Source organism: Streptomyces gottesmaniae (assembly GCF_031845845.1).
Classification (GTDB): domain Bacteria; phylum Actinomycetota; class Actinomycetes; order Streptomycetales; family Streptomycetaceae; genus Streptomyces; species Streptomyces akebiae.
Genome location: NZ_JAVRFJ010000003.1, coordinates 42,209 through 65,814, shown reverse-complemented (window position 1 = coordinate 65,814; position 23,606 = coordinate 42,209). Strand labels below are relative to the sequence as shown.

Annotated in this window: 20 protein-coding genes; 6 read left to right on the top strand and 14 right to left on the bottom strand. The window is 71.8% G+C overall.

Going from position 1 to position 23,606, the window contains the following annotated elements; translation table 11 throughout:
• Window positions 1-118: 118 nt before the first annotated feature.
• Complete coding sequence (locus tag RM704_RS04500; protein ID WP_033529856.1) at window positions 119-391, bottom strand: helix-turn-helix domain-containing protein; 273 nt, start codon at window positions 389-391, stop codon at window positions 119-121.
• Between the two features lie 73 nt (window positions 392-464).
• Here RM704_RS04500 and map point away from each other — a divergent pair, with 73 nt between their 5' ends.
• Together map and RM704_RS04490 are read left to right on the top strand one after the other, a co-directional pair.
• Window positions 465-1,232 carry a type I methionyl aminopeptidase gene (map, locus tag RM704_RS04495; RefSeq protein WP_033529857.1) on the top strand — a complete coding sequence of 256 codons (768 nt, stop codon included), beginning with the start codon at window positions 465-467 and terminating at the stop codon, window positions 1,230-1,232.
• A 176-nt stretch (window positions 1,233-1,408) separates the two neighbouring features.
• Window positions 1,409-3,991 carry an ATP-dependent Clp protease ATP-binding subunit gene (locus RM704_RS04490; protein ID WP_033529858.1) on the top strand — a complete coding sequence of 861 codons (2,583 nt, stop codon included), beginning with the start codon at window positions 1,409-1,411 and terminating at the stop codon, window positions 3,989-3,991.
• Here the strand turns inward: RM704_RS04490 and ggt are convergent.
• Window positions 3,984-5,789 carry a gamma-glutamyltransferase gene (gene ggt, locus RM704_RS04485; protein ID WP_033529859.1) on the bottom strand — a complete coding sequence of 602 codons (1,806 nt, stop codon included), beginning with the start codon at window positions 5,787-5,789 and terminating at the stop codon, window positions 3,984-3,986. The two genes, RM704_RS04490 and ggt, sit on opposite strands and share 8 nt — an antisense overlap.
• A 131-nt stretch (window positions 5,790-5,920) precedes the next feature.
• On the opposite strand from ggt, the gene RM704_RS04480 reads away from it, so the two are divergent.
• A complete protein-coding gene (locus RM704_RS04480) occupies window positions 5,921-6,676 on the top strand; it encodes a hypothetical protein (RefSeq protein WP_033529860.1) in 756 nt (251 codons plus the stop codon).
• A gap of 107 nt (window positions 6,677-6,783) precedes the next feature.
• Entirely contained in the window at window positions 6,784-8,382 is a 1,599-nt protein-coding gene (locus RM704_RS04475) for a CocE/NonD family hydrolase (RefSeq protein WP_052146264.1), read from the top strand.
• A gap of 155 nt (window positions 8,383-8,537) precedes the next feature.
• Here RM704_RS04475 and RM704_RS04470 read toward each other — a convergent pair whose 3' ends face one another.
• The gene (locus RM704_RS04470) at window positions 8,538-9,281 is read right to left on the bottom strand and encodes an amino acid ABC transporter ATP-binding protein (RefSeq protein WP_033529861.1); all 744 of its coding nucleotides are present in this window, start codon (window positions 9,279-9,281) and stop codon (window positions 8,538-8,540) included.
• A 149-nt stretch (window positions 9,282-9,430) separates the two neighbouring features.
• A complete protein-coding gene (locus RM704_RS04465) occupies window positions 9,431-9,880 on the bottom strand; it encodes a DUF6278 family protein (RefSeq protein WP_033529862.1) in 450 nt (149 codons plus the stop codon).
• Between the two features lie 158 nt (window positions 9,881-10,038).
• Here RM704_RS04465 and RM704_RS04460 point away from each other — a divergent pair, with 158 nt between their 5' ends.
• Window positions 10,039-11,886, top strand: a complete 1,848-nt coding sequence (locus tag RM704_RS04460; protein WP_078937283.1) for an SGNH/GDSL hydrolase family protein — start codon at window positions 10,039-10,041, stop codon at window positions 11,884-11,886.
• Between the two features lie 88 nt (window positions 11,887-11,974).
• Here RM704_RS04460 and RM704_RS04455 read toward each other — a convergent pair whose 3' ends face one another.
• The 8 genes from RM704_RS04455 to fabG form a co-directional block, all read right to left on the bottom strand.
• Window positions 11,975-12,754 carry an exodeoxyribonuclease III gene (locus RM704_RS04455; protein ID WP_033529863.1) on the bottom strand — a complete coding sequence of 260 codons (780 nt, stop codon included), beginning with the start codon at window positions 12,752-12,754 and terminating at the stop codon, window positions 11,975-11,977.
• Between the two features lie 59 nt (window positions 12,755-12,813).
• A complete protein-coding gene (locus RM704_RS04450) occupies window positions 12,814-13,449 on the bottom strand; it encodes an MBL fold metallo-hydrolase (protein WP_033530026.1) in 636 nt (211 codons plus the stop codon).
• A gap of 43 nt (window positions 13,450-13,492) precedes the next feature.
• The gene (gene pcaDC / locus RM704_RS04445; RefSeq protein WP_033529864.1) at window positions 13,493-14,791 is read right to left on the bottom strand and encodes a bifunctional 3-oxoadipate enol-lactonase/4-carboxymuconolactone decarboxylase PcaDC; all 1,299 of its coding nucleotides are present in this window, start codon (window positions 14,789-14,791) and stop codon (window positions 13,493-13,495) included.
• 136 nt (window positions 14,792-14,927) lie between these two features.
• Window positions 14,928-15,863, bottom strand: a complete 936-nt coding sequence (locus tag RM704_RS04440) for an MBL fold metallo-hydrolase (protein ID WP_311589585.1) — start codon at window positions 15,861-15,863, stop codon at window positions 14,928-14,930.
• Window positions 15,856-17,082 carry a ketosynthase chain-length factor gene (locus RM704_RS04435; RefSeq protein ID WP_033529866.1) on the bottom strand — a complete coding sequence of 409 codons (1,227 nt, stop codon included), beginning with the start codon at window positions 17,080-17,082 and terminating at the stop codon, window positions 15,856-15,858. The genes RM704_RS04440 and RM704_RS04435 overlap by 8 nt, the downstream gene beginning before the upstream one ends.
• On the bottom strand, window positions 17,079-18,347 hold the full coding sequence (locus RM704_RS04430) for a beta-ketoacyl-[acyl-carrier-protein] synthase family protein (RefSeq protein WP_033529867.1): 1,269 nt from the start codon (window positions 18,345-18,347) through the stop codon (window positions 17,079-17,081). The genes RM704_RS04435 and RM704_RS04430 overlap by 4 nt, the downstream gene beginning before the upstream one ends.
• Window positions 18,348-18,459: 112 nt before the next feature.
• Window positions 18,460-19,605, bottom strand: a complete 1,146-nt coding sequence (locus RM704_RS04425; RefSeq protein WP_052146266.1) for an acyl-CoA dehydrogenase family protein — start codon at window positions 19,603-19,605, stop codon at window positions 18,460-18,462.
• 37 nt (window positions 19,606-19,642) lie between these two features.
• Window positions 19,643-20,428, bottom strand: a complete 786-nt coding sequence (gene fabG, locus RM704_RS04420) for a 3-oxoacyl-ACP reductase FabG (protein WP_033529868.1) — start codon at window positions 20,426-20,428, stop codon at window positions 19,643-19,645.
• A gap of 256 nt (window positions 20,429-20,684) precedes the next feature.
• Between fabG and RM704_RS04415 the strand changes: the two genes are divergently transcribed.
• Window positions 20,685-21,350: a hypothetical protein gene (locus RM704_RS04415; protein ID WP_157856738.1), complete on the top strand. Its 666-nt coding sequence runs from the start codon at window positions 20,685-20,687 to the stop codon at window positions 21,348-21,350.
• 81 nt (window positions 21,351-21,431) lie between these two features.
• Here the strand turns inward: RM704_RS04415 and RM704_RS04410 are convergent, their stop codons facing one another.
• Both RM704_RS04410 and RM704_RS04405 read right to left on the bottom strand, forming a co-directional pair.
• Complete coding sequence (locus tag RM704_RS04410) at window positions 21,432-22,565, bottom strand: nucleotide disphospho-sugar-binding domain-containing protein (RefSeq protein ID WP_033529869.1); 1,134 nt, start codon at window positions 22,563-22,565, stop codon at window positions 21,432-21,434.
• Window positions 22,562-23,584 carry a quinone oxidoreductase family protein gene (locus tag RM704_RS04405; protein WP_052146268.1) on the bottom strand — a complete coding sequence of 341 codons (1,023 nt, stop codon included), beginning with the start codon at window positions 23,582-23,584 and terminating at the stop codon, window positions 22,562-22,564. The genes RM704_RS04410 and RM704_RS04405 overlap by 4 nt, the downstream gene beginning before the upstream one ends.
• Window positions 23,585-23,606 lie beyond the last annotated feature (22 nt).

Sequence of the window (23,606 nt, the reverse complement as noted above, 5' to 3'; positions counted from 1 at the left end):
AAGGGCTACGTGAAGTTTTCAGAGCGGACGCAGTGTGCTGTGTGCGCCGACCCGGCGGCTGTGCGTGAGCGGTTCGAGCCAGGGCGGCGAACGACTTCGGCCAGGGCGGCGGCCCGCCTCACGCCACCGCCGCCGTCGGCACCACGACGGCCGGTCCGCACCGCGTCACGAGGTCGTCCATCGACAGGCCCAGCGTGCGGGCGAGGGCGGCGACCGTGAAGAAGGCGGGGGTGGGGGCCCGGCCGGTCTCGATCTTCCGGAGGGTCTCCGCGGAGATGCCCGCGCCGGCGGCGATCTCCGCCATACTGCGGCCGCCACGGGCGTCACGCAGCAACCGGCCGAGCCGCTCGCCGCGTTCGCGCTCTTCGGGGGTCAGAGGGGTGCGCACCATGGCCCCATTCTAATACCGATCCTCGCCGATGGACCGGTATTAGAATTGGACGTCCAGCGGTATAGTAATTGGCATGGTGGAACTGAAGACGGATGAGTCGATCGACGCGATGTACGAGGCCGGGCAGGTCGTGGGCCAGGCGCTCACGGCCGTGCGGGACGCCGCCGACGTGGGGGTCTCGCTGCTCGAACTGGACGAGCTGGCCCACGAGGTGCTCCGGAAGGCCGGTGCCACCTCACCCTTCCTGGGCTACCACCCCTCGTTCGCGCCCACGCCCTTCCCCGCGGTGCTCTGCGCCTCCGTGAACGACGCGATCGTGCACGGCATCCCCACGTCGTACCGGCTGCGCGACGGGGACCTCGTGTCCCTCGACTTCGGCGCACAGCTGGGCGGCTGGGCCGGGGACTCGGCGATCAGCTTCGTGGTGGGAGCGCCGCGCGCGGCCGACCTCCGGCTCGTCGAGACAGCCGAACGCGCCCTCGCGGCGGGCATCGAGGCGGCCGTCGTGGGCAACCGCATCGGCGACATCGCACACGCGATCGGCACCGTGTGCCGGGCCGCCGGATACGGCATCCCCGACGGGTTCGGCGGGCACGGCATCGGGCGCAAGATGCACGAGGACCCGGGGGTCCCGAACGAGGGGCGCCCCGGGCGAGGGATGAAGCTGCGGCACGGGATGGTCCTGGCGATCGAACCGATGCTGATCGGCGGGGGCACGGACGGGTACCACGCGGCTCCGGACGGCTGGACGCTGTGCACGAACGACGGGTCCCGGGCGGCGCACGTGGAGCACACGGTGGCCATCACGGAGGCGGGGCCGCGTGTGCTGACCGCGCGGTGAGGGTGCCCTTCGAACACCGCTGAGCTGCCGTCGGTTGTCCGGCCGCGGGTGGGTGGGGGTTGCTCGCGCAGGTCCCCGCGCCCCTGAGAAGCACGGGGCCCGATGCCTGAGGACGCGAACCGAAACCCCCACCGACCCCCGGTGTAGCCCCCCGACACACGGGAACCCGGGGGCGAATGAACAGCGGATTCCCGGGGCCGGAGGGCTACGGTCCGGACCCCTTCACTGAGTTCTTCGCCCGATTCTTCGGCGGCCCGCGCCCGCAGCGGATCGAGATCGGCCGGCTGATGAGCGGCCAGGCCCGCCAGTTGGTGGCCGACGCGGCGGCGTACGCGGCACGGCACGGCAGCACCGACCTGGACACCCAGCATCTGCTGCGCGCCGCGCTGACCGCCGAGCCGACCCGGAGTCTGGTGGCCCGCGCGGGCGCCGATCCCGACGCGCTGGCCGGCGCGATCGACGAGCGGTCGGGTCCGGAGCGGCACAAACCCGGCCAGGGCCCGGCGCCCGCGTCGCTCGCGCTGACCCCGGCGGTCAAGCGTGCGCTGTTGGACGCGCACGAGCTGGCCCGGGTCACCGGCTCCGGCCACATCGGCCCCGAACACGTCCTCAGCGCCCTCGCCGCCAACCCGGACTCGGCCGCCGGACACATCCTCGGCGCCGCGCGCCTGTCGGCCGGCGCGCTGCCCCCGGACGCGGCGGACCCGTCGGCACCGACCCCGCCCGTGGGGATCCCCCTGTCCGGGTTCCCGCGCTCCGACCTGCCGCGCCGCTCCGCCACCGCCACCCCGACGCTCGACAAGTACGGCCGCGACCTGACCGACCTCGCCCTCCAGGGCCGTATCGACCCGGTCATCGGGCGGGAGGCCGAGATCGAGCAGACCGTCGAGGTGCTGTCCCGGCGCGGCAAGAACAACCCGGTGCTGATCGGTGAGGCGGGCGTCGGCAAGACCGCGATCGTGGAGGGCCTGGCCCAGCGCGTCGCCGAGGGGGACGTGCCCGATGTGCTGGCCGGGCGCCGGGTGGTCGCCCTGGATCTGTCCGGCGTGGTCGCCGGGACCCGTTACCGGGGCGACTTCGAGGAGCGGCTCACCAACATCGTCGACGAGATCCGCGCGCACTCCGCCGAACTGGTCGTCTTCATCGACGAGTTGCACACCGTCGTGGGCGCCGGCTCGGGCGAGGGCAGCACGATGGACGCCGGCAACATCCTCAAGCCGGCCCTGGCGCGCGGCGAGCTGAACATCGTCGGGGCCACGACGCTGGAGGAGTACCGGCGGATCGAGAGGGACGCGGCGCTGGCCCGCCGGTTCCAGCCGGTGCTGGTCCCCGAACCGGACAGCGACGACGCCCTGGAGATCCTGCGCGGGCTGCGCGACCGCTACGAGGCCCACCACCAGGTCCGCTACACGGACGAGGCACTGGCGGCCGCCGTGGAGCTGTCCAACCGCTATCTCACCGACCGCCGGTTGCCCGACAAGGCCATCGACCTGATGGACCAGGCCGGGGCCCGGGTCCGGCTGCGGGCCCGGACGAAGGGCACGGACGTACGGGCGTTGGAGCGGGAGATCGAGCAGTTGACCCGGGACAAGGACCAGGCGGTCACGGGTGAGCGGTACGAGCAGGCGACGCGGCTGCGGGACCGCATCGGGGAGTTGCGGGAGCGGATCGACGCGGGGCGCGATCGGGCGCGGGCCGACGACGGGCAGAGCCTGGAGATCGGTCCCGAGGACATCGCCGAGGTCGTCTCCCGCCAGACCGGCATCCCTGTCAGCAGCCTCACCCAGGAGGAACGGGAACGGCTGCTGGGGCTCGCGGAGCGGCTGCGTGGGCGGGTCGTCGGGCAGGACGAGGCGGTGAACGTGGTGGCGGACGCCGTGCTGCGTTCACGCGCCGGGCTCGCCAGTCCCGAACGGCCGATCGGGAGCTTCCTGTTCCTGGGCCCGACCGGCGTCGGCAAGACCGAGCTGGCCCGGGCTCTGGCGGAGGCCCTCTTCGGCAGCGAGGACCGTATGGTGCGGCTCGACATGAGCGAGTACCAGGAACGGCACACGGTCAGCCGGCTGGTCGGGGCCCCGCCCGGTTACGTCGGCCACGAGGAGGCCGGCCAGCTGACCGAGACCGTACGACGCCATCCGTACTCGCTGTTGTTGCTGGACGAGGTGGAGAAGGCCCACCCGGACGTCTTCAACCTGCTGCTCCAGGTCCTCGACGACGGCCGGCTCACCGACGCCCAGGGCCGCACGGTCGACTTCACCAACGCCGTGATCGTCATGACGAGCAACCTGGGCTCGGAGGCCATCGGCCGGGGTGGGTCGGGGCTGGGCTTCTCGGCGGGCGGCGCGGAGGCGGACGAGGAGGACCGCCGGGAGCGGATCCTGCGGCCGCTCAGGGAGCACTTCCGGCCCGAGTTCCTCAACCGCATCGACGAGATCGTCGTCTTCCGCCGGCTCGACGACGACCAACTGCGCCGGATCACCGACCTGTTGCTGGAGGGGACGCGGCTGCGGCTGCACGCGCGGGGCATCCGGATCGAGTTCGACGAGGAGGCCGTCGACCATCTCGCCCGTCACGGCCACCAACCCGAGTACGGCGCCCGGCCGTTGCGCCGCACGATCCAGCGGGAGGTCGACAACCCCCTGTCCCGGCTGCTGCTCGACGGGCGACTGCCGTCCGGCAGCCGGGTGGCGGCGGAGGTGGAGGACGGGCGGCTGGCGTTCCGTACGACGCCACCGCCCGCCTCCGAGGGCACTACCTGACGGGGTGCACGACCATCGCCGCGCCGCCCCCGCGTCGTACGGTCTCCGCGGCGGCCAGCCACGTGCCGTTCGACAGACGCTGGACGGCCGTGGCCGCGCCGATCTCCGGGTTCTGCCGGAAGCCGTGTCCGATGGCTTCGAGTTGGGCCTTCAACGGGCTGTTCCACAGGCCCGGTTCGAGTTCGGTGGTGGTCTGATTGCGCTGACTGGCGCGCGGCGCGGCGATCGCGTCGACCAGCGGCATACCCCGGTCGAGGAAGCCGGTCAGGGTCTGCAGCACGGTCGTGATGATGGTCGCGCCGCCGGGTGAGCCGAGCGCCACCACGGGCTTGCCGTGCTTGTCGAGCACGATCGTCGGCGACATCGACGAGCGCGGCCGCTTGCCCGGCCCCGGCAGGTTGGGGTCGTGCACGGCCGGGTTGGCCGGGGTGAAGGAGAAGTCCGTCAGCTCGTTGTTGAGCAGGAAGCCCCGGCCCGGCACGGTGATGCCGCTGCCACCGGTCTGCTCGATGGTGAGGGTGTAGGAGACGACGTTGCCCCACCTGTCCGCGACGGTGAGATGGGTCGTGCTGTCACCCTCGTACGTCGTCGGCGCGGCCGTACCGCCGGTCGCGCAGGGCGTCGGGTTGCGCGGATCGCCCGGTGCGACGGGGCTGGTGAGGACCGCGTCGTCCTTGATCAGGCACTCACGGGAGTCGGCGAACCGCTGCGAGAGCAGTTCCTTGGTCGGTACGTCCTCGAAGGCGGGGTCACCGACCCAGCGGCCCCGGTCGGCGAACGCGATCCGGCTGGCCTCGATGTAGCGGTGCAGGTACTGGACGTCGCTCGCCCGGGAGAGGTCGGTCCGCTCCAGGATGTTGAGCGCCTCGGCGACCGTGGTGCCGCCGGAGGAGGAGGGCGCCATCCCGTAGACGCCGAGACCGCGGTACGACGTCCTGGTGGGAGCCTGGCGCTTGGCGCGGTACTGGGCGAGGTCGGCCGTCGTCAGGTCGCCGGGGCGGGCGTTGTAGCCCGAACTCGGGTCCACCGGCGGCTTGTTGACCGTGTCGACGATATCTTGGGCGAGGTCGCCCCGGTAGAGGGCGCCGACGCCCTTGCGGCCCAACTCCGCGTAGGTGCGCGCCAGGTCGGGGTTCTTGAGGGTCGAGCCGACCACCGGGAGCCGGCCGCCGGGGAGGTACAGGTCGACCGTGGCGGGGAAGTTGCGGAACCGGGCCTCGTTGGCGGCGGTCTGGGAGCGGAAGGTCGCGTCGACGGTGAAGCCGTCGCGGGCGAGCTTCTCGGCGGGCTTCAGCAGGGTGCCGAGCGGCCTGCTGCCCCAACTCCGCAGTGCCGTCTGCCAGGTCGCCGGGGTGCCGGGCGTGCCGACGCTCAGCCCGCTGGTGACGGCCTCCGCGAACGGGATCGGCTGCCCGTTCTCCAGGAAGAGGTCCTCGTCGGCGCTCAGGGGCGCCGTCTCGCGGCCGTCGATGGTGTGCACGGACCGGGACCCGGCGTCGTAGTAGACGAAGTAGCCGCCACCGCCGATGCCCGCCGAGTAGGGCTCGGTGACACCGAGCGCGGCGGCCGTGGCGACCGCCGCGTCCACCGCGTTGCCGCCCTTGCGGAGCACCTCGATCCCGGCGGCGGAGGCGTCCGGGTCGACACTGGACACGGCGCCTCCGTAGCCGACGGCGACCGGGACCTTCGGGACGGTGTCCGTCGCGGCGGAGGTCGGCGGGGCCGCCCCCACCGTCACCACGGCGGACGTCGCCGCCAGTACAGCCAGTTTCCGCGCGACAGGGCGACGCAGACGCATCCGTACCTCCAGTCAAGGACCGTCCGCGCAGACTAACGCGGTTGCCATGGTCCCGTCAGGAGGCGCTCCGGAGCCCCGAACCGGACATGGATTCGAGCAGTGTTCGACGACGCCCGCTACCATGCGCGGCCATGAATGACGACGTGCGCAATATCGTCCTCGGCGTGATCGCGGCGGGGCTCAGTGCCTCGCTGGGGTGGTTCGTCCGGACGTATCTGTGGAGGCGGAAGCTCCGACGCAAGCAGGCGTTCTTCGGGCTGCCGGACAACTCCGAGTCCCTGCTGGTGGTCAGCCGTGATCCGTCGAGCGCGAATCTGGCGGTGCACCGCTTCGACGTGTTCGCGCTACTGGAGCTCTCCGCGTTGATCAAGGACTGTGGAGCGCACGCCCAGATCATCACCCAGGACGCCGCCCAGCAGGGGTTCGGCGAGCGGACAGAGTTCTGCGTGGGCGGGCCCGGCTCCAACCGGCGCATGGCCGCTCATATCACGGCGATGCTGCCGGGCATCCATTTCAACCTCGACCCTGAACCCGGCCCCGACCGGGCGGCCCTGCACATCGGCAGCGAGCGCTACCGCCTGGACCCCGGCGTCACCGAGCACGTGATCCTGGCCCGCCTCACCACCGGCCAGCCGGACCAGGCCAGGCCCGTCTTTCTCTTCTGCGGGCAGCGGGCGATCACCAACCAGGCCGCCACGCGCTATCTGGCCCGCAACCACGAGCGCCTGCACCGCAAGTACGGCACCGGTTCGTTCGTCCTCCTGCTGAAGGTCGTCAACTCCCAGGCATACGGCCCCGATGTGGTCGAGCTCGTGTCGGATGTCACCCGAGCGGCCCAGACTCCGGCACCGACCGCCCCCGCCCAGATCTCGCACCGCGCCTCATAGTTCACCGCCGAACGTTACCGTCACGTAACTTACCGAGGAGTTACTTCCGGTAAGGGTGTCCGGTTACCGTCGGGTCACTTTGCACTTACACGAGTGAGGAGCGACCCGTGAGACACCCGCACGTCACCACATCGCGTACGACCAGGGCTCTGCGGACGAGCGCCGTGGGCGCCGTCTCGGCCACCCTGGTCGCCGGCACGGCCCTCGGCCTCGCCCCCGCCGCCCAGGCGGCGTCCAGCTCCGCAGCGGCTCCCACCACCCGTTTCGTCGACATCGAGGGCGAGGGCGGGACCGTCCTCAAGGCCAATGTCGTCGCACCCGCCGACACCTCGCGCGCCTACCCGCTCCTCGTCCTGCCCACGAGCTGGGGCCTGCCTCAGATCGAGTATCTGGCCCAGGCCCGGAAGCTGGCCGACTCGGGCTACGTCGTGGTCAGTTACAACGTGCGCGGCTTCTGGGAATCCGGTGGATACATAGAGGTCGCGGGGCCACCCGACACCGCCGACGCCTCCAAGGTGATCGACTGGGCGCTCGCCAACACCCCGGCCGACGCCGCGCACATCGGCATGGCGGGGCTGTCGTACGGGGCGGGCATCAGTCTGCTCACCGCCGCGCAGGACAAGCGCGTCAAGGCGGTCGCCGCGCTGAGCGGCTGGGCGGACCTGATCGACTCCATCTACGGCGGACGCACCCAGCACCTCCAGGCGGCCGCCCTGCTGGACGGCGCGGGGCGGGTCACCGGCCGCCAGGGACCCGAGATCCAGCAGATCTTCAAGAACTTCTACGCCTCCGACCTGACGAAGGAGGAAGAGATGATCGCCTGGGGGAAGAAACGTTCCCCCGAGACGTACCTGGACCAGCTCAACACGCACGGCACGGCCGTCATGCTCGCCAACGCCTGGGGCGACTCGATCTTCCCGCCCAACCAGTACGCCGACTTCTACGAGAAGCTCACCGGCCCCAAGCGGCTGGAGCTGCGCCCCGGCGACCACGCCACCACGGAACTCACCGGCCTGTTCGGCCTCCCCAACGACGTGTGGACGGACACCCGACGCTGGTTCGACCGCTACCTGAAGGGCACCGCCAACGGCATCGACCGTGAGCAGCCCGTCCAGCTCAAGTCCCGTACGGGCGGCGCCTTCGAGGGCTACCCGGACTGGAAGTCGGTCACCGCCACCCGGAAGAAGATCGCCCTGGCGAGCGGCACCACGATCCGCGCGAACGTCGACTCGGGCGCGAACGGCGGGGTCGTCTTCCTCTCCAGCATCCTGGACCAGGTGGCCCAACTCCCGCCCGTGGCCTCGATACCGCTGCTGCCGCGTCGCTGGGCGGCCGTGTGGCAGTCGGAGAAGTACCCGACGCCGCAGGCCGTGCGCGGCACCGCGAAGCTGCACACCACGGTGACGGCCACCAAGGAGAGCGGCACCCTCGTCGCGTACCTGTACGACGTGGGTCCGCTCGGCCTCGGCAAGCTGGTCAGCCACGCGCCGTACACCTTCCACGGCGAGACACCCGGCCGTCCGTTCGGCGTGGACCTGGAGTTGCTCTCCACGGCCTACGACGTTCCGGCGGGCCACCGTCTCGCCCTGGTCGTCGACACGGTCGACCCGCTCTACATCGAGCACAACCCGACCGGCGCGCAGCTGACCTTCTCCTCGCCGCCGGACGACCCGTCGTACGTGTCGATCCCGCTGCGCGAGCAGTGATCTCCGGCTGCCGCCGGGCGGGCCTGGCCCCTGGCCGCTGCGCGCCCGGCAGCAGCGTCCCTCTTTCGGCCGGGGTGGCGTCCACGGCCTCGCTCACCCCAAGTGGATGAACCGCTCATCGTAGTCGAGGCCCGCGGCCGGTCCGGCGCCGGTGGTCAGTGCTTGAGGATCTTGGAGAGAAAGTCCTTGGCACGGTCGCTCTCCGGGCTGGTGAAGAAGCCGTCCGGAGTGCGGTCCTCGACGATGCGGCCGTCCGCCATGAAGACGACGCGATTGGCGGCCGAGCGGGCGAATCCCATCTCGTGGGTGACGACGACCATGGTCATGCCCTCGCGCGCCAACTGCTGCATGACTTCGAGGACTTCGTTGATCATCTCGGGGTCCAGGGCCGATGTCGGCTCGTCGAACAGCATGACCTTGGGGTCCATGGCGAGGGCGCGGGCGATGGCCACCCGCTGCTGCTGGCCGCCGGAGAGCTGGGCCGGGTACTTCGACGCCTGGTCGGCGAGACCGACCCGGTCCAGGAGTTCGCGCGAGCGCCGGTCGGCCGCCTCCTTCTTCCGTTTGCGGACCTTGACCTGACCGAGCGACACGTTCTGCAGGACCGTCTTGTGCGCGAAGAGGTTGAAGGACTGGAAGACCATGCCGACGTCCGCGCGGAGCGCCGCGAGGGCCTTGCCCTCGCTCGGCAGCGGCTGCCCGTCGATCCGGATCGTGCCGGAGCGGATGGGCTCCAGCCGGTTGATCGCCCGGCACAGTGTCGATTTCCCCGACCCCGACGGGCCGATGACGACGACCACCTCCCCCTTGGCGACGGTGAGGTCGATGTCCTGGAGGACATGCAGCTCGCCGAAGTACTTGTTCACGTCCTGCATCTCGATCAGCGGATCGACCGCCATGCCCAGCCCGCCCTACTCGCCCTCGACCGTGTGGTGTCGCAGGTGCCGCAAACTATCCGGACGGAGGGGGCCTCCGTCCGCGACACGCACTCGCGGGGATTAGCCGTATTGTCGGGAATCGGCCGCGTCAGGGAGCGCGCACGGGGCCTTCAATGCTCGGCGACCTCGGCGTAGAGCTGGGAGAGTTCCGGCGCACCGCTGGCGGCCCACGCCTGGCCGGCCTCGACCACGTCGATCTCACGGCCGGAGTCCAGCCGCACCACGGGCTGGCCGTTGGGCCAGATCTCCCAGCGGGCGCCCGGCACGGTCCGCACGACGACCGTGCCCAGGTAGAGCCCCGCGTCGTTCCCGAGCCAGGCCACGGTCTCCTCGTCGTCGCGCCAGCGCGGGACCAACTGGTCGATCGCCTCCAACGAGGCGGCGGAGTCGTCGAGTTCGACGCCGGACCGCGCGGCCTGCGCGCGCAGCAGTTCGCATTCGGAGAGGAGTTCGGCGAGTCCCTCGTGACCGTCGTCGTCACCGTCGCCGCCGGTGAACACCGCGACCCCGAAGGCGGGGTCACGCCTCTTGCGCCAGTTGCCCAGGAAAGAGATGTTCATGCGCTCAGCGTGTCATCCGCCTCACCCTTCGCACCACAGGCGCGCGGAAACCGCTTGTTCGCCGGGAGTTCGGCCGTGGTTCCCGCCGGCCTCATTGACGGGCCTCCGACACCTCTTTAGCTTCATGGCGCATCCGTCGTCATGACACCTCTGGCGTCATGACACATCTGTCGTCTCGTCGTTGTAGCGGTGTCGCACCCGTCGGCATCGTCGCCCTCGTGGTGTTCAGCGAGCAGAAGGGACCGCGCGTGCGCCGACGCGTCTGGAGAACGGCCGTCGTCCTGGCATTTCTGGCGGCGGTCGCACCCGTCGCCACCGCCCGAGCCGCCGGCCCCACGGCCGAGCCGGCGCCATTGGAACACCTCTTCGACAACAGAGCCGTCAGCGACGACGCGCGGCCCACCGAGGCCGACTTCGACGGTTCCGGCGGCTCCCTCTCCGCCGCCGACCTGACCGCCGCCGGATGGACTCCCGGGCGCACGCTGACCGTTCAGGGCGCCCGCCTGACCTGGCCGCGCCGCGCGGCGGGCGAGCCCGACAACGTACGCGCCGCCGGCCAGTCCGTGCGCGTACGGGGCCGGGGTGACGCCCTCGCCTTCCTCGTCGCCGCCACGGGCGGCACCGACGCCGCGGGCACCGGGGTGATCCACTACCGGGGAGGCTCCCGCTCCCCCTACGAGCTGACCGCCCCGGACTGGCGCACCGGCCCGCTCGCCACCAAGGCCGTGGCCCTCCCCCACGTCAACACCCCCGACGGCCAACTCACCGAGAAGGCGCGGCTCTACGTCGTCACCGTGCCGCTCGTCCGGGGCCGAGAGGTCACCTCGGTGACCCTGCCGCGCGACCCGGACCTCCATGTGTTCGCCCTGTCGGTGCGCCCGGACTCGGCGGCGTGGACCGGCAGTTGGGCCGCCTCCACCTCCGGCTACTCGGCCCTCGGCCCCTGGACGGACCGGACCCTGCGGCTCGTCGTGCACACCTCGGCCGGCGGGCCCCGGGTGCGGATCCGGCTCGACAACACCTTCGCCTCGGCGCCGGTACGGGTGGGGAGCGCGACGGTGGCGCTGCGGGCGACCGGGGCGACCGCCAGGAGCACGCCGGTGCCCCTGTCCTTCCGGGGCGCGGCCGGGACAGACATCCCGGCCGGCGCGCAGGCGTTCAGTGATCCGCTGGGCTTCGAGGTGCCGCCCGACACGGATCTGCTGGTGAGCTTCCACCTGCCCGGCACGGTGACGGCCGCCCCCGTGCACCGGCTGGCCCGGCAGACGTCGTACGTCAGTGAGCCGGGGGACCACGCGAGGGACGGCTCGGCCACGGCGTACACCTCCACGATCTCGTCCTGGCCGCTGCTGACCGGCGTGGACGTGGGCGGCGGGCCGGGCTCCGTCGTGCTCCTCGGGGACTCGATCACCGACGGGGAGGCGACGACGGTCGGCGCGAACCGGCGGTGGCCGGACGCGCTGGCCCGGCGGCTGCTGAGCCAGGACGAGGTCCCGCGCTACGGGGTCCTCAATCAGGGGATCTCGGCCAACCGGGTGGTCACCGACCGCTACCCCGGTGACGGTGTCTCCACCGACACCGGCGGCGTGAGCGCCCTGCACCGCCTCGACCGGGACGTCCTCGCCCAGACCTCCGCCCGTACCGTGGTCGTCTTCCAGGGCGTCAACGACGTCCGCTGGGGTGCCACGGCGGGCGAGGTCGTCGCCGGGCTGCGGGAGATCGCGGCGCGGGCACACGCACGGGGGCTGCGCGTGCTCGTGGCGACCGTGGCGCCCTGCGAGGGCGAGGCACGCTGCACGGCGGCCGTCGACGCCCAGCGGGTCGCGGTGAACGAGTGGATCCGGGGCGGCGAGGCGTTCGACGCGGTCCTCGACTTCGACGAGGTGCTGCGCGACCCGGACCACCCGGCGCGGCTGCTCCCCGCCTACGACACCGGGGACCATCTGCACCCGAACGAGGCGGGGCTCGCGGCACTCGCCGATTCGGTGGAACTCGGCCTGCTGTGACGGCTCACGGAGCCCAGGGGTGCGAGGGCGGCGCAGTGGCGGCGGCGGTGGTTCGACAGCCCTGTGCGGGGCTGTCGAACCATCGCCCCTAGACCTCCAGGTCCACCACGACGGGCGCGTGGTCCGAGGCGCCCTTGCCCTTGCGCTCCTCCCGGTCCACGTACGAGTCGGTGACCGCCTTGGCGAACGCCTCGTTGCCGTAGACGAGGTCGATGCGCATGCCCCGGTTCTTCGGGAAGCAGAGCTGGCGGTAGTCCCAGTACGTGAACGGGTGCTCGTACTTGAGGGGCCGGGGGACGACGTCGGAGAGGCCCGCCTCGCGCAGCGAGGCCAGGGCGGCGCGCTCGGCGGGGGTGACATGGGTGAGGCCCTCGAAGGCGGCGACGTCGTACACGTCGTCGTCCGTCGGTGCCACGTTGTAGTCGCCCATGACGGCGAAGGGACGGCTGCCCGCCGCGTCACCGGCGACGGCGGCCTTGAGGGCCTCGAACCACTGGAGCTTGTACGCGTAGTGCGGGTGGTCGACCTCGCGGCCGTTCGGCACGTACACCGACCAGACGCGGACCGGGCCGCAGGTCGCGGAGATCGCGCGGGGCTCCACGGAGCCGTCGTAGCCGGGATCGCCGGGCAGTCCCTTGACGACGTCCTCGATGCCGACGCGGGAGATCACCGCCACGCCGTTCCACCGCCCCGTCGCGTGCACGGCGGCCTCGTAGCCCGCCTCGCGCAGGGCGTCGAACGGGAAGCCCGCCTCGGCGATCTTGGCCTCCTGGAGGCAGAGCACGTCCGTGCCGCTGCTCTCCAGCCAGGCGAGGAGCCTCGGGAGGCGGGCGGTGATCGAGTTCACGTTCCAGGTGGCGATGCGCATGCCCCACAACCTACCGGGCGGGTCTGACAACGCCGGTCCCGCCCGGGGAGCGGCCGTTCTCAGACGTCCGCCGAGGTGCCGGGGGCCAGGCGCAGGTGTTCCGCGCCGCCCAGGGCGCCGATCTGGCGGTCGTAGATGGGGCGGGCGAGGTCGGTGAGGAGGGCGTCGTGGATGTCGTACGCCCGCTGCGGCCCGACCTCGCGGACGTAGTCGATGACCTCGGAGATCTTGCTCCAGGGGGCCATGACGGGGAGCATCAGCGTCTCGACGGGGTGGTCGGGGACGGTGAGGGCGTCGCCGGGGTGGAAGACGCGGCCGCCGTCGACGAGGTAGCCGACGTTGGTGATGCGCGGGATGTCCGGGTGGATCACGGCGTGCAGTTCGCCGTGGACCTGCACGTCGAAGCCGGCGGCGGTGAAGGTGTCGCCGTGGCCGACCGTGTGCACCCGGCCCGGGAAGGCGGCGGAGATCTTCTCGGCGACCGAGCGCAGGGTCCAGATCTCGGCACCCGGATTGCCGTCCAGGGCCGCCCGCAGCCGTCCCTCGTCGAAGTGGTCGGGGTGCTCGTGGGTGACCAGCACGGCGTCCGCGCCGATCGCGGCGTCCTCCTCGCTGAATCCGCCCGGGTCGATGACGAGCGTGCGCCCGTCCTTCTCCAGCCGGACGCAGGCGTGCGACTTCTTGGTGAGCTTCATGGTCATGATTCCATCCTGCCCCGGGCGGGCGGCCGGCGGTGGCTCACTCCTCGGGGGTGGTCTCCTCGCGGATGACCTGCTGGGCCACGCGGAACGCGCTGTTCGCGGACGGTACCCCGCAGTAGACGGCCGCCTGGAGGAGGACTTCCTTGATCTCGTTCGGGGTGAGCCCGTTGCGCAGGGCGGCGCGGGTGTGGAAGGCGAGCTCGTCCAGGTGCCCGCCGGCGACGAGCGCGGTCAGGGTGACACAGCTGCGGGAGCGGCGGTCGAGGCCGGGCCGGTCCCAGATCTCGCCCCAGGCGTAGCGGGTGATGAACTCCTGGAAGTCGCCGGAGAAGTCGTCCGCCGACGCCAGCGCCCGGTCCACGTGCGCGTCGCCGAGCACCTCACGGCGGACCTTCAGCCCGGCGTCGTACGGGTCGGGTCTGCCCGTCGCCTCCGGCTGCACGGCGGCCGGGGCGATCTCGGCGACCGGACCGGTCTGCGGCTGGACGGCGGCGAGGGCCGGCTTGACCGGGGCCGCCGGGATGGCGACCTGGCCGGTGGCCGAGTCGTAGGCGGGCTGCCAGGCGGTGGAGAAGTGGCGGACGAGCAGGTCGGTGACGGCGGCGGGCTGTTCGACCGGGACGAGGTGGGAGGCGCCGGGGACGACCGCGAGCCGGGCGTCCGGGATGCCCGCGACGAGCGTACGGGCCTCGGCGGGGCCGGTGACCTGGTCGTCGGAGCCGACGAGGACGAGCGTGGGGACGCCGATCCGACCGAGTTCGGCGCGTACGTCGAACGAGGCGAGCGCCTCGCAGGCGGCGATGTAGCAGCCGGGGTCGGTGGTGCGGACCATCTGCACGGCCCACTCGGTGATCGCGGGCTGCGCCGCCGCGAACCCCGCGGTGAACCAGCGGTCCGGGGACGTCCGGGCGATGGGGTCGAGGCCGTTGGTCCGCACGATGACACCGCGCTGGCGGAACTCGTCGGCCGTGCCGAACCGGGGCGAGGCGGCGATCAGCGCGAGCGAGGCGAGGCGTTCGGGGTGGCGCAGCGCGAGTTCGGCCCCGATGGCGCCGCCGAACGCGCAGCCGGCGTAGCCGAAGCGCTGCACCCCGACGGCGTCGAGCGTGGCCAGCAGGCGGGCGGCCAGTTCGGTGACCGAGCCGCCGGGGTACGCCGGCGCGCCGCCGTGGCCCGGCAGGTCGAAGCGGAAGATCCGCCACTGCTTGGTCAGTTCCGGGATCTGACGGTCCCACATGTGCCAGGTGGTGCCCAGGGAGGGAGCCAGGATCAGGACGGGAGCCTCTTCCGGCCCGTCAAAGCGATATTGCAGGGTGTTCGACGGTGTCTCACTCACGCCTCAGACCCTCTCACGTATCACGCGAGCCCCTATAACGGGGGCTTGCGGGACGGTGGGCGGCGTGACGGCACGAGAGCCGGACCTTCCTGTTCACGTCAGGTCCGGGGCTCACGTCGTGTTCAGGGCGGCACTCTCAGGCGTGGCAGGTCGGGAGTCCGTCGTGGTACTCGACCATCTCGCGGAAGACGCCGACGACGTCCAGGGGACGAGCGAGTTCGGTGTCGTCCAGTTCCAGCCAGGCGCGGTGCAGGTTGCCGACGAGCCGTTCGGTGTCGAGCAGCCCGGCGTACGGTCCGAGGTCGCACTCCCTGGCCGTCTGCAACGGGGTGAGGCCCGCCTCGGCCCCGTCGGCGGCCAGCCGCTGGAGCCAGCGCAGATAGGCCTCCGTGGCGTCGAAGGCCTCCGGACCGGCGACCGGTCCGTGCCCGCCGACCACCGTGGCGGCTCCCAGTGCGCGCAGCCGTTCCAGGGTGGCCAGTGACCCCTCGACCGTCCCCATCAGCACGAACGGTGTGCATCCGGGCATCACGATGTCGCCGGTGAACAGGACCTTCTCCTGCGGGAGCCACACCACTGTGTCGCTGCGAGTGTGTGCGGGGCCGAAGTGGAGCAGTTCCACACGCCGGCCGCCCGCGTGCAGGGTCATGGCGCCGGAGTACGTGACGTCGGGGAGGACGACCCGTACGTCCCCCCACTCCACGTCAGGCCACAGCGCGGTGAGCCCCAGTCCGGTCTCCGCCATCTCGGTGCGGGTGCCGGCATGACTCACCACGGTGGCGGTGGGTCCGAAGACGGCGTTGCCGAAGGTGTGGTCCCCGTGGAAGTGGGTGTTGACCACGGTTCTCACGGGTCCGGCGGCGAGGGAGTCGACGGCCTCCTTCAGCCGCAGCGCCCGCCGCTCGGTGGCCGCCGTGTCGACCACGACCACCGAGTCTCCCGCTCGAATCACGCCCGCGTTGTTCAGGCACCATCCGCCGTCGGGCTGCACGTACGCGTACACCCCGTCGCCGACCTCCTCCAGCCGCGGTGTTCCCGGCCCGTGTGCGACGCCCACGGCAGGTTCACCCACGGTCGGTCGCCTTGACGACCACGGCGGAGTTGAAGCCCCAGCGGCCCCGCGCGAGCACCAGGGCGGCACGCGCCGTCGTCTCCCGCGGTACCGCGCGCACCAGGTCGAGGCCGTACGCCGCGGGAGTCTCCCCGGTGTAGGGGACGGCCGGGATGAGGCCGTCCCGCAGGGCGAGCAGCGCCGACACGACGTCCAGGGGCCCACCACCCGCCAACAGGCGGCCGGTCAGCGCCTTGGGGGCCGAGACCGGCACCCCGTGCGGCCCGAAGATCTGGGTGAGGGCCGCTGCCTCCGCGCGGTCCAGTTCCGGCGTTCCGGCGGCGTCCGCGAAGACGACTCCGATGTCCGACGGGGCGAGACCCGCGTCCGCCAGCGCCAGTTCGGCGGCACGGCGCAGCGCCGGGGGGCGGCCCGAACCGGGCGGTGGATCGAAGGTCGCGGCGTACCCGGCGAGTTCGCCGTAGGCGGTGCTCTCTCCCCGGCGCAGGTACGCCTGCTCGTCCTCGATGACGAGGAACGCGCCGCCCTCGCCCGGCACATGGCCCCGGGCCTCGCCGTCGAAGGGCAGGTACGCCCGCTCCGGGTCGTCGCTGTCGCTGGTCAGACCACTGGACAGGTGTGCCGCCCAGCCCCAGGGGTCGAAGGCCGAGTCGACTCCGCCGGCCACCACCAGGGGGGTGCCGAGGCGGACGGTCCGGCGGGCGTGCCCGAGCGCGTCCAGGCCACCGGCCTGCTCCGCCACCAGCGCCGCGCCCGGTCCCCGCAGCTTGTGCCGGATCGACACCTGGCCGGTACCGACCGCGTAGAACCAGGCGAAGGACTCGTAGACACTGACGAATTCCGGCCCCTTGGACCAGAGGTTCGCGAACTCCCGGTGGGTGAAGTCGAAACCGCCCGCGGCATTGGAGGTGATCACGCCGATGTCGTAGTCGACCATGCCGGCCGGGTCCACCCCGCCGTCGGTCAGGGCCCAGTCGGCCGCCGCCAGCGCCAGCCTGGTGGAGACGTCGGTCTGCGGGAGCAGCCTGTTGGGCAGATGCTCCGCCGGGTCGAAGTCCAGGATCTGACCGGCCAGGTTCGACGGGTAGCGGGAGGAGTCGAACCTGGTGAGCGGCGCGATACCGCCGCGGCCCTCCAGGGTGGAGTTCCAGTACTCCTTCACACCCAGCCCGTTGGGGGCCGCCACGCCGATGCCGGTGACCAGCACTCTGCGGCTCATACCGCTGCCTCCTGGGGTCGTCGAAGCACCATGGCGCTCTGGAACCCTCCGAAACCGCTCCCCACGGTCAGCACGTTGCGCAGCCGCGCCTCGCGGGCGGTCAGCGGTACGTAGTCCAGATCGCATTCGGGGTCCGTGGTGTGCAGATTCGCCGTGGGCGGGATCACCTGGTGCTTGAGTGCCAGGACGCTCGCGGCTATCTCGATCGAGCCGATGGCGCCGAGCGAGTGACCCACCATGGACTTGATGGAGCTGACGGGCACGTCGTACGCGTGATCGCCGAGGCTGCGCTTGAACGCCGCCGTCTCGTGGCGGTCGTTCTGTCTGGTGCCCGAGCCGTGGGCGTTCACGTAGTCGACGTCCTTCGGGTCGATTCGGGAATCGTCCAGTGCGACCCGGATCGCCTCGGCCATCTCCCTGCCGTCGGTCTTGAGTCCGGTCATGTGGTAGGCGTTCAGGCGGGTGGCGTAGCCGGTCACCTCGGCGTAGATCGGCGCGCCTCGGCGGACGGCGCTCTCGTACTCCTCCAGGACGAACATGGCCGCCCCCTCGGCGAGGACGAATCCGTTACGGGTGAGGTCGAAGGGGCGGGAGGCGTGCGCGGCGTCGTCGTTGCGGGGTGTGGTCGCCTTGATGGCGTCGAAGCAGGCCGCGACGATCGGCGTCAGGGGCGTGTCCGTGGCGCCGGTCAGCATGACGTCGACGGTGCCCTCCTGGATCAGCCGGCAGGCGTAGCCGACGGAGTCCAGCCCGGAGGTGCAGCCGTCGGAGATCAACGACACCGGTCCTTCGGCACCGACGGTCCAGGCGACTTCCGCCGCCAGGACGCTGGGCACCATGTGGTCGAACATATGAGGGCTCAGATAGGACGGGTCGACCTCCCACTCGCGTCCCCGGTCGGAGAGGACCAGGTACTCGTTCTCCAGGGATGTCGCCGCCGCGACGGCGCTGCCGACGCTGACGCCCACGCGTTCGGGACGCAGGTTCTCGATGGACAGCCCGCTGTCCGCCACCGCGTCGCGCGCGCAGACCACGGCGAACTGGGCGGCCCGGTCCATACGGCGGATCTCGCGGGGCGTCAGTCCCTCGGCCACGGGATCGAAGTCGATCTCGCCGGCCACCTGTGACCGGTAGGCCGAGGCGTCGAAGAAGGTGATGTTGCGGGTGGCGGTGCGGCCGGAGCTGAGCAGGTCCCAGAGCGCGTCCGTTCCCGAGCCGCCCGGTGCCCGCACCCCCAGCCCTGTGATCGCTACACGGCGGGTCATCGCGGCCCTCCCTCCGTGTGCGCGGACGGGGCGCGGCCCGGGGAGGCGACCGACATGCGGTGGATGCACGGCATGGAGTGCGTTTCCTTCCTCGTACTTCGTACGGACTCGTTCACGGGGCGTCGATGACACGCGACTCACGGACCAGCGCGGTCGCGCCGGAAGGGAACTGGAGGCCGCTGTGGCCCGCTCCGGCGTTGACGTCCCGCCAGAAGCGCTGGAGGTCCTCGGAGTCGGACTGCCCCCGGCTTCCGGAGGAGCGCAGCAGCCGGTCGACGGCGCCGGCGAGCGTCTCCGCGGCCAGCGCGCAGTCCCTGCCGTTGCGGGCGGTCAGCAACGGGTCCACCGGTCCCCGGTCGACGACGGCGGCCACCCGCTCCAGAAGGAGTGCCGCCGTGTCGATCTCCCCGTCCGAGCGGGCGAGCGTCAGTTCGTACGGTGTCCGGTCGGCCGTGCCGGTGATGGCGGCGCCGGGGCCCTGGAGCTTCGCACGGACCAGGGCGGACCAGTGGCGCAGGGCACCCCGTGCGGCGCCGAGGAGGGGGGCCGCGAGGGTCAGTCCGTTGGCCGCCTTCATCGGTACGCGGTGACAGGCCGCCTCCGCCTCGGGGGCCTCACCGCCGAGGAGGTCCGCCAAGGCGACGGAGTGGGTGTCGGGCACGGTGGTCTCGTCGAGTGTGAGGGTGTTGCTGCCGGTGGCGCGCAGGCCGACGTTGAACCAGGAGTCCGTCACGCCGTACGCCTCGCGCGGCACGGCGAAGAAGCGCGGGTGCTGCCGGTCGCCGTCCGTCGCGCGGGCGCAGACCAGCGCCCAGGTGGAGGAGCCGACTCCGCTGACGTACGGCCACTGTCCGCGGACCCGCCAGCCCCCGGGCACGCGTTCGGCGGAGCCGGACGCCGCGAGGGCCCCCACGATCAGGGTGTCGGGGCCGTCCCGCCAGATGTCGCGCTGTCCTTCCGGTGGCAGATAGGCGGCGAGGCGGCCGACACCGGCGGCGAGCGAGGCGAACCAGGCCGTTGAGGCGCAGCTCTCGCCCAGCAGCGCCACCGAAGGGAGCAGCGTGCCGAACGTGCCCGCGGTGCCGCCCCATCGAGCCGGTACGAAGTGCCGGGCGAATCCGGCCGCCACGACCAGGTCGACGACGTCCGGCGACAGCCGTCGGTCGGCCTCGGCCTCGGCGGCGTGCTTGGCGGCCGAGGCGACGGCCTCGCGCACGGCGTCCGAGGGCGAGGGTGTCAGGTGGGGGGTCGGTGACATCGGGGCTCCTGGGATGCTGGTGGCGGATGGCGGCCGGTCAGTAGTTGCCGAGGCCTCCGCAGACGTTGAGGGCCTGGGCGGTGACCGCCGCGGCCCCGTCGCCGAGGAGGTACTCGACCATGGCCGCGACCTCGGAGGGCTCGACATAGCGGCCGATCGGCACGCGGGCGGTCACCCGCTCGAACGCCTCCTCTTCCGTGGTGCCCCAGATGCCCGCGTAGTGGGCCCGGACCTTCTCCGCCATGGGTGTCTCGACGAATCCGGGGCAGACGGCGTTGACGGTGATGCCGGTCTTCGCCAGCTCCAGGCCCCATGCCTTGGTGAGGCCGACGACGCCGTGCTTGGAGGCGGAGTAGGGGGCGCCGTGCAGCACTCCCTGCTTCCCGCCGGTGGAGGCGATGTTGATGATGCGTCCGCGCTTCTTCTCCCGCATGCCACCGGTGGTGAGGACGGCCTTGGTCATCCGGAAGACGCTGGTGAGGTTGGTGTTGACGACGTCGAGCCAGAGCTCGTCGGTGACCTCGGCGGTGATGCCGCCGCCGCTGCGCCCCGCGTTGTTGACCAGGATGTCGACCGGCCCGTAGCGAGCGACGGCGGCGGACACGAAGGCGGTGATCTGATCGGGGTCGGAGACGTCGCAGGTGCTGCCGTCGACGTCCAGGCCACGGTCCTGAAGCTCCTTCACCGTCTCCGCGAGGCCCTCCGCTGAGCGGGCACAGAGGTAGACACGGTGGCCGGTCTCCGCGAGACGGCCGGCGATCTCCCGTCCGATGCCGCTCGTCGCGCCGGTGACCACGGCCACGCGGCCGGTCGCCTCAGTCATGGAGCCTCCAGGGGTGTGATCTCTGCTCGGACTCGGCCGACCGTCGCTCCTCGGCCTCGAACAGCGATCGAGGCCCGCTCGAAAGCGGCTGGCGCCGGGTGCGCTGAGCGGAGGTTCGAGTTCCGTCCGACCTGACGTCGAAGACGGTTCGAGCGACGTGGCGATGCTTTCAGTCACACCGGTAACACCGTTCTCCCTGCTCCGTGTTGCGGGGTACGGGCGTCACCACACCGCAGCGAGAGAGGCAGTACGAAGAGTGAAGAAAGTAGTGAAGAAGACGAAGAAGAAGGCCACCGCCGCGACGGCCGCGGCCGTGAGTCTGTCGGCCGCCACCGCGCTCCTTGCCTTCGCGGCTCCGGCGAGCGCCGCCGAGGACAGCGTGAGCACCTCGTCGACCGTCGGCTATGTGTGCCAGAGCCGCTTCGACGGCAGTTGGTTCCCGATCAACGGGTACTCCCGGGGCTTCACCACGACCGCCCCGTCGAAGGTGTCCGCCGGCGCCGGCTTCAACGTGGCGTTCGACCCGGCTCCCATCGTCGCGCTCGGCGAGTACAACAAGGAGCTCACCGACATCGAGGTCGCCTACAAGGTGTCCCCCGAAGCCCGGGTCCTCGGCTACAAGCTGGTCGGGGGCAAGAACCTGGGCAGCGCGGTCTTCCATGTCGAGCGCCGTGGCGCCGAGTTCGTCGTCACCTCGCCCGACAGCATCCCCGGCGGGGTCGAGTTCGACCTGCCCAGCCTGGTCGTCACCCTGCGCGCCCCCGGCCAGGGCGCTGTCACCACCGGTCCCGGCGGGTCTAGCTTCGAGCAGCGTTCCTTCGGCTGGAACCGTCTGCACCCGGCGAACGACCAGTGGGACCCGTTCCAGTGCTACGCCGACCCCGCGAAGCCCGTGGTGTTCAGCACGACGGCCGTCGGCTGATCACAACCGGCCCGCAGGTGAGAACAGCCGGGGCGGCCACGGGAGTTCCCGTGGCCGCCCCGGCCGTCGTGTGCCTGCCTCTCAACGGGTGGCGAGCGTCTCCAGGACGCCGACCACCTCCGCCGGCCCGGGCAGGGTGGCCATCTCCGCCGCGAGCGCACGGGCCGCCTCCCGGTGCCCGGGATCCTCCAGCAACTCGTGACAGGCCTTGAGAAGGGCCTCGCTGTCGGCGTCCTCGGGAAAGAGGACTCGCGCGGCACCGTACTCGGCCGTCCGGCGCATCGAAGCGGCGAAGATGTCCCAGCGGGGAAGCAGCAGTTGCGGCACCCCCGCGTTCATCGCGGTCAGGCCCGTGACACCACCGCCGTGGTGGACGACGAGATCGCAGGTGGGGGCCACGACGTCGAGCGGCATCCACCCGACGCGCACCCGGTCCGTGACGCCGCGCAGCCCTGAGACGGCCTCCTCGGGTGCCGCGACCAGGATCTCCGCGTCGAAGGTGGCCAGGTCCTCGACCAGCCTGCGCAGGAAGTCCTGGTTGGCCGCCGTCTCCCGGCTGCCCGAGGTCACGCACACCCGGGGCCGGTCACCACGGGTGTACATCCACGGCTCAAGCGGCTCCTGGCGGTTCCCCGGGATCCACCGCATCGACTGCGCCGGGGCGGCGTCGGGCAGCCGGAGGCTCGGCGGGCAGACGTCGACGAACAGCTGTGGCACGGGCAGCTCCGACATTCCCAGGCGCTCCAGTTCGGGGGCCAGTTCCCGCGCCGCGTACCCGTCCACCCCCCGGGTGTCGTACGTGTCCCAGGCCTGGAGCACGTGCGGGACACCGAGGTGCGTGGCGAGCAGCGGGGCCGCGTAGGACATGCTGCCGCCGACCACCAGGTCCGGGCGCCAGCGCGCGGAGACCTCCAGCAGTGCGGGCAGGCACTCCGCGGCCAGTCGGCCGAACCAGCCACCGTGGTGCAGGCGTTCGGTCTCCACCCCCCTGGTCATCCGCGGCACCGGCCGCCCGGCGCGGTCCGTGCCGATCAGGCTCTGCCAGGTGCGGCCGGTGACCGTCACCGTGGGCAGGCCGATTCCGGTGACGTGGGGCGCCAGTTCCTCGGTCGCCGCCATCATCACGTGGTGTCCCGCGTTGCGCACGGCGCCGGCCAGCGACGCCAGTCCGAAGACGGTCGCGGGGCTGGGCCCCGCGACGAACAGCACCCTCATGCGTTCTCCTCCCCCGCGGCTCGCGACGCGCGGCCGGTGAGCAGGACGAGACGTCCGATGTGCGCTCGGCTCTCGACGATCTCGTGGGCCTTGGCGACGTCCTCCAGAGGCAGCGTCATGTGCACGGTGTGCCGGACGGTGCCGGCGAGCAGTCGGGCGGTGAGGCTCTCGTGGTCCGCGCGGTACCGCTCGGGTCGTGCGGTCCGCCAGGCGGACAGGGCGAAGCCGGTGACGAACTTGAGGCCGATGAGGTCCATGGGGGATACGGAGGGGATGGCCGTGCCGCCGCCGGCCGAGCCGTAGAAGACCAGTCGGCCGAGCGGGGCGAGCAGACCCACTCCCTGCCGCAGTACCGCGCCGCCGACACCGTCGAGGATCACGTCGACGCCCCGGCCGTCGGTCGCCTCCCGCACGGTCCGCGACCAGTCGGGCCGGCTGTAGTCGACGACCACGTCGGCGCCGAGGGAGCGTACGTAGGCGCACTTCTCGGCCGTGCCGGCCGTGGCGATCACCTGCCCGGCCCCCGCCGACCGGGCCAACTGGACGGCGAGATGGCCGATACCGCCCGCCCCCGCGTGCACCAGGACGCTCTCGCCCTGCGCGAGCGCCGCCGTCCCCATCGTGCCCATGGCGATCGGTCCGGGGGCGGGCAGCGCCGTCGCCTGGGCCGCGTCGAGTTCGGCGGGTACGGGCAGCAGCGTGGCCGCGTCCACGACGACGTATTCCGCGTAGGCGCCGTGGAGGGTGAACGCGCCGACCCTGTCGCCGGTCGCTACACCGGTCGTCCCCGGGCCTAGGGCGACCACTTCGCCGATGACGTCACCACCGAGGGTGATCGGGAATTCGGGACGCCACATCGGGGCCGGGAAGATGTTCCGTCTCATCTGGGTCTGGGCGAAGCCCACCGAGATCGCCTCGACGGCGATCAGGACCTGACCGGGTCCCGGTTCCGGTATCGGAACCTCTTCGGTGTGCAGGACGTCCGGCCTGCCGTACTCATGGATTCGGACAGCGCGCATGGCATTCCTCCGCTGACGATCG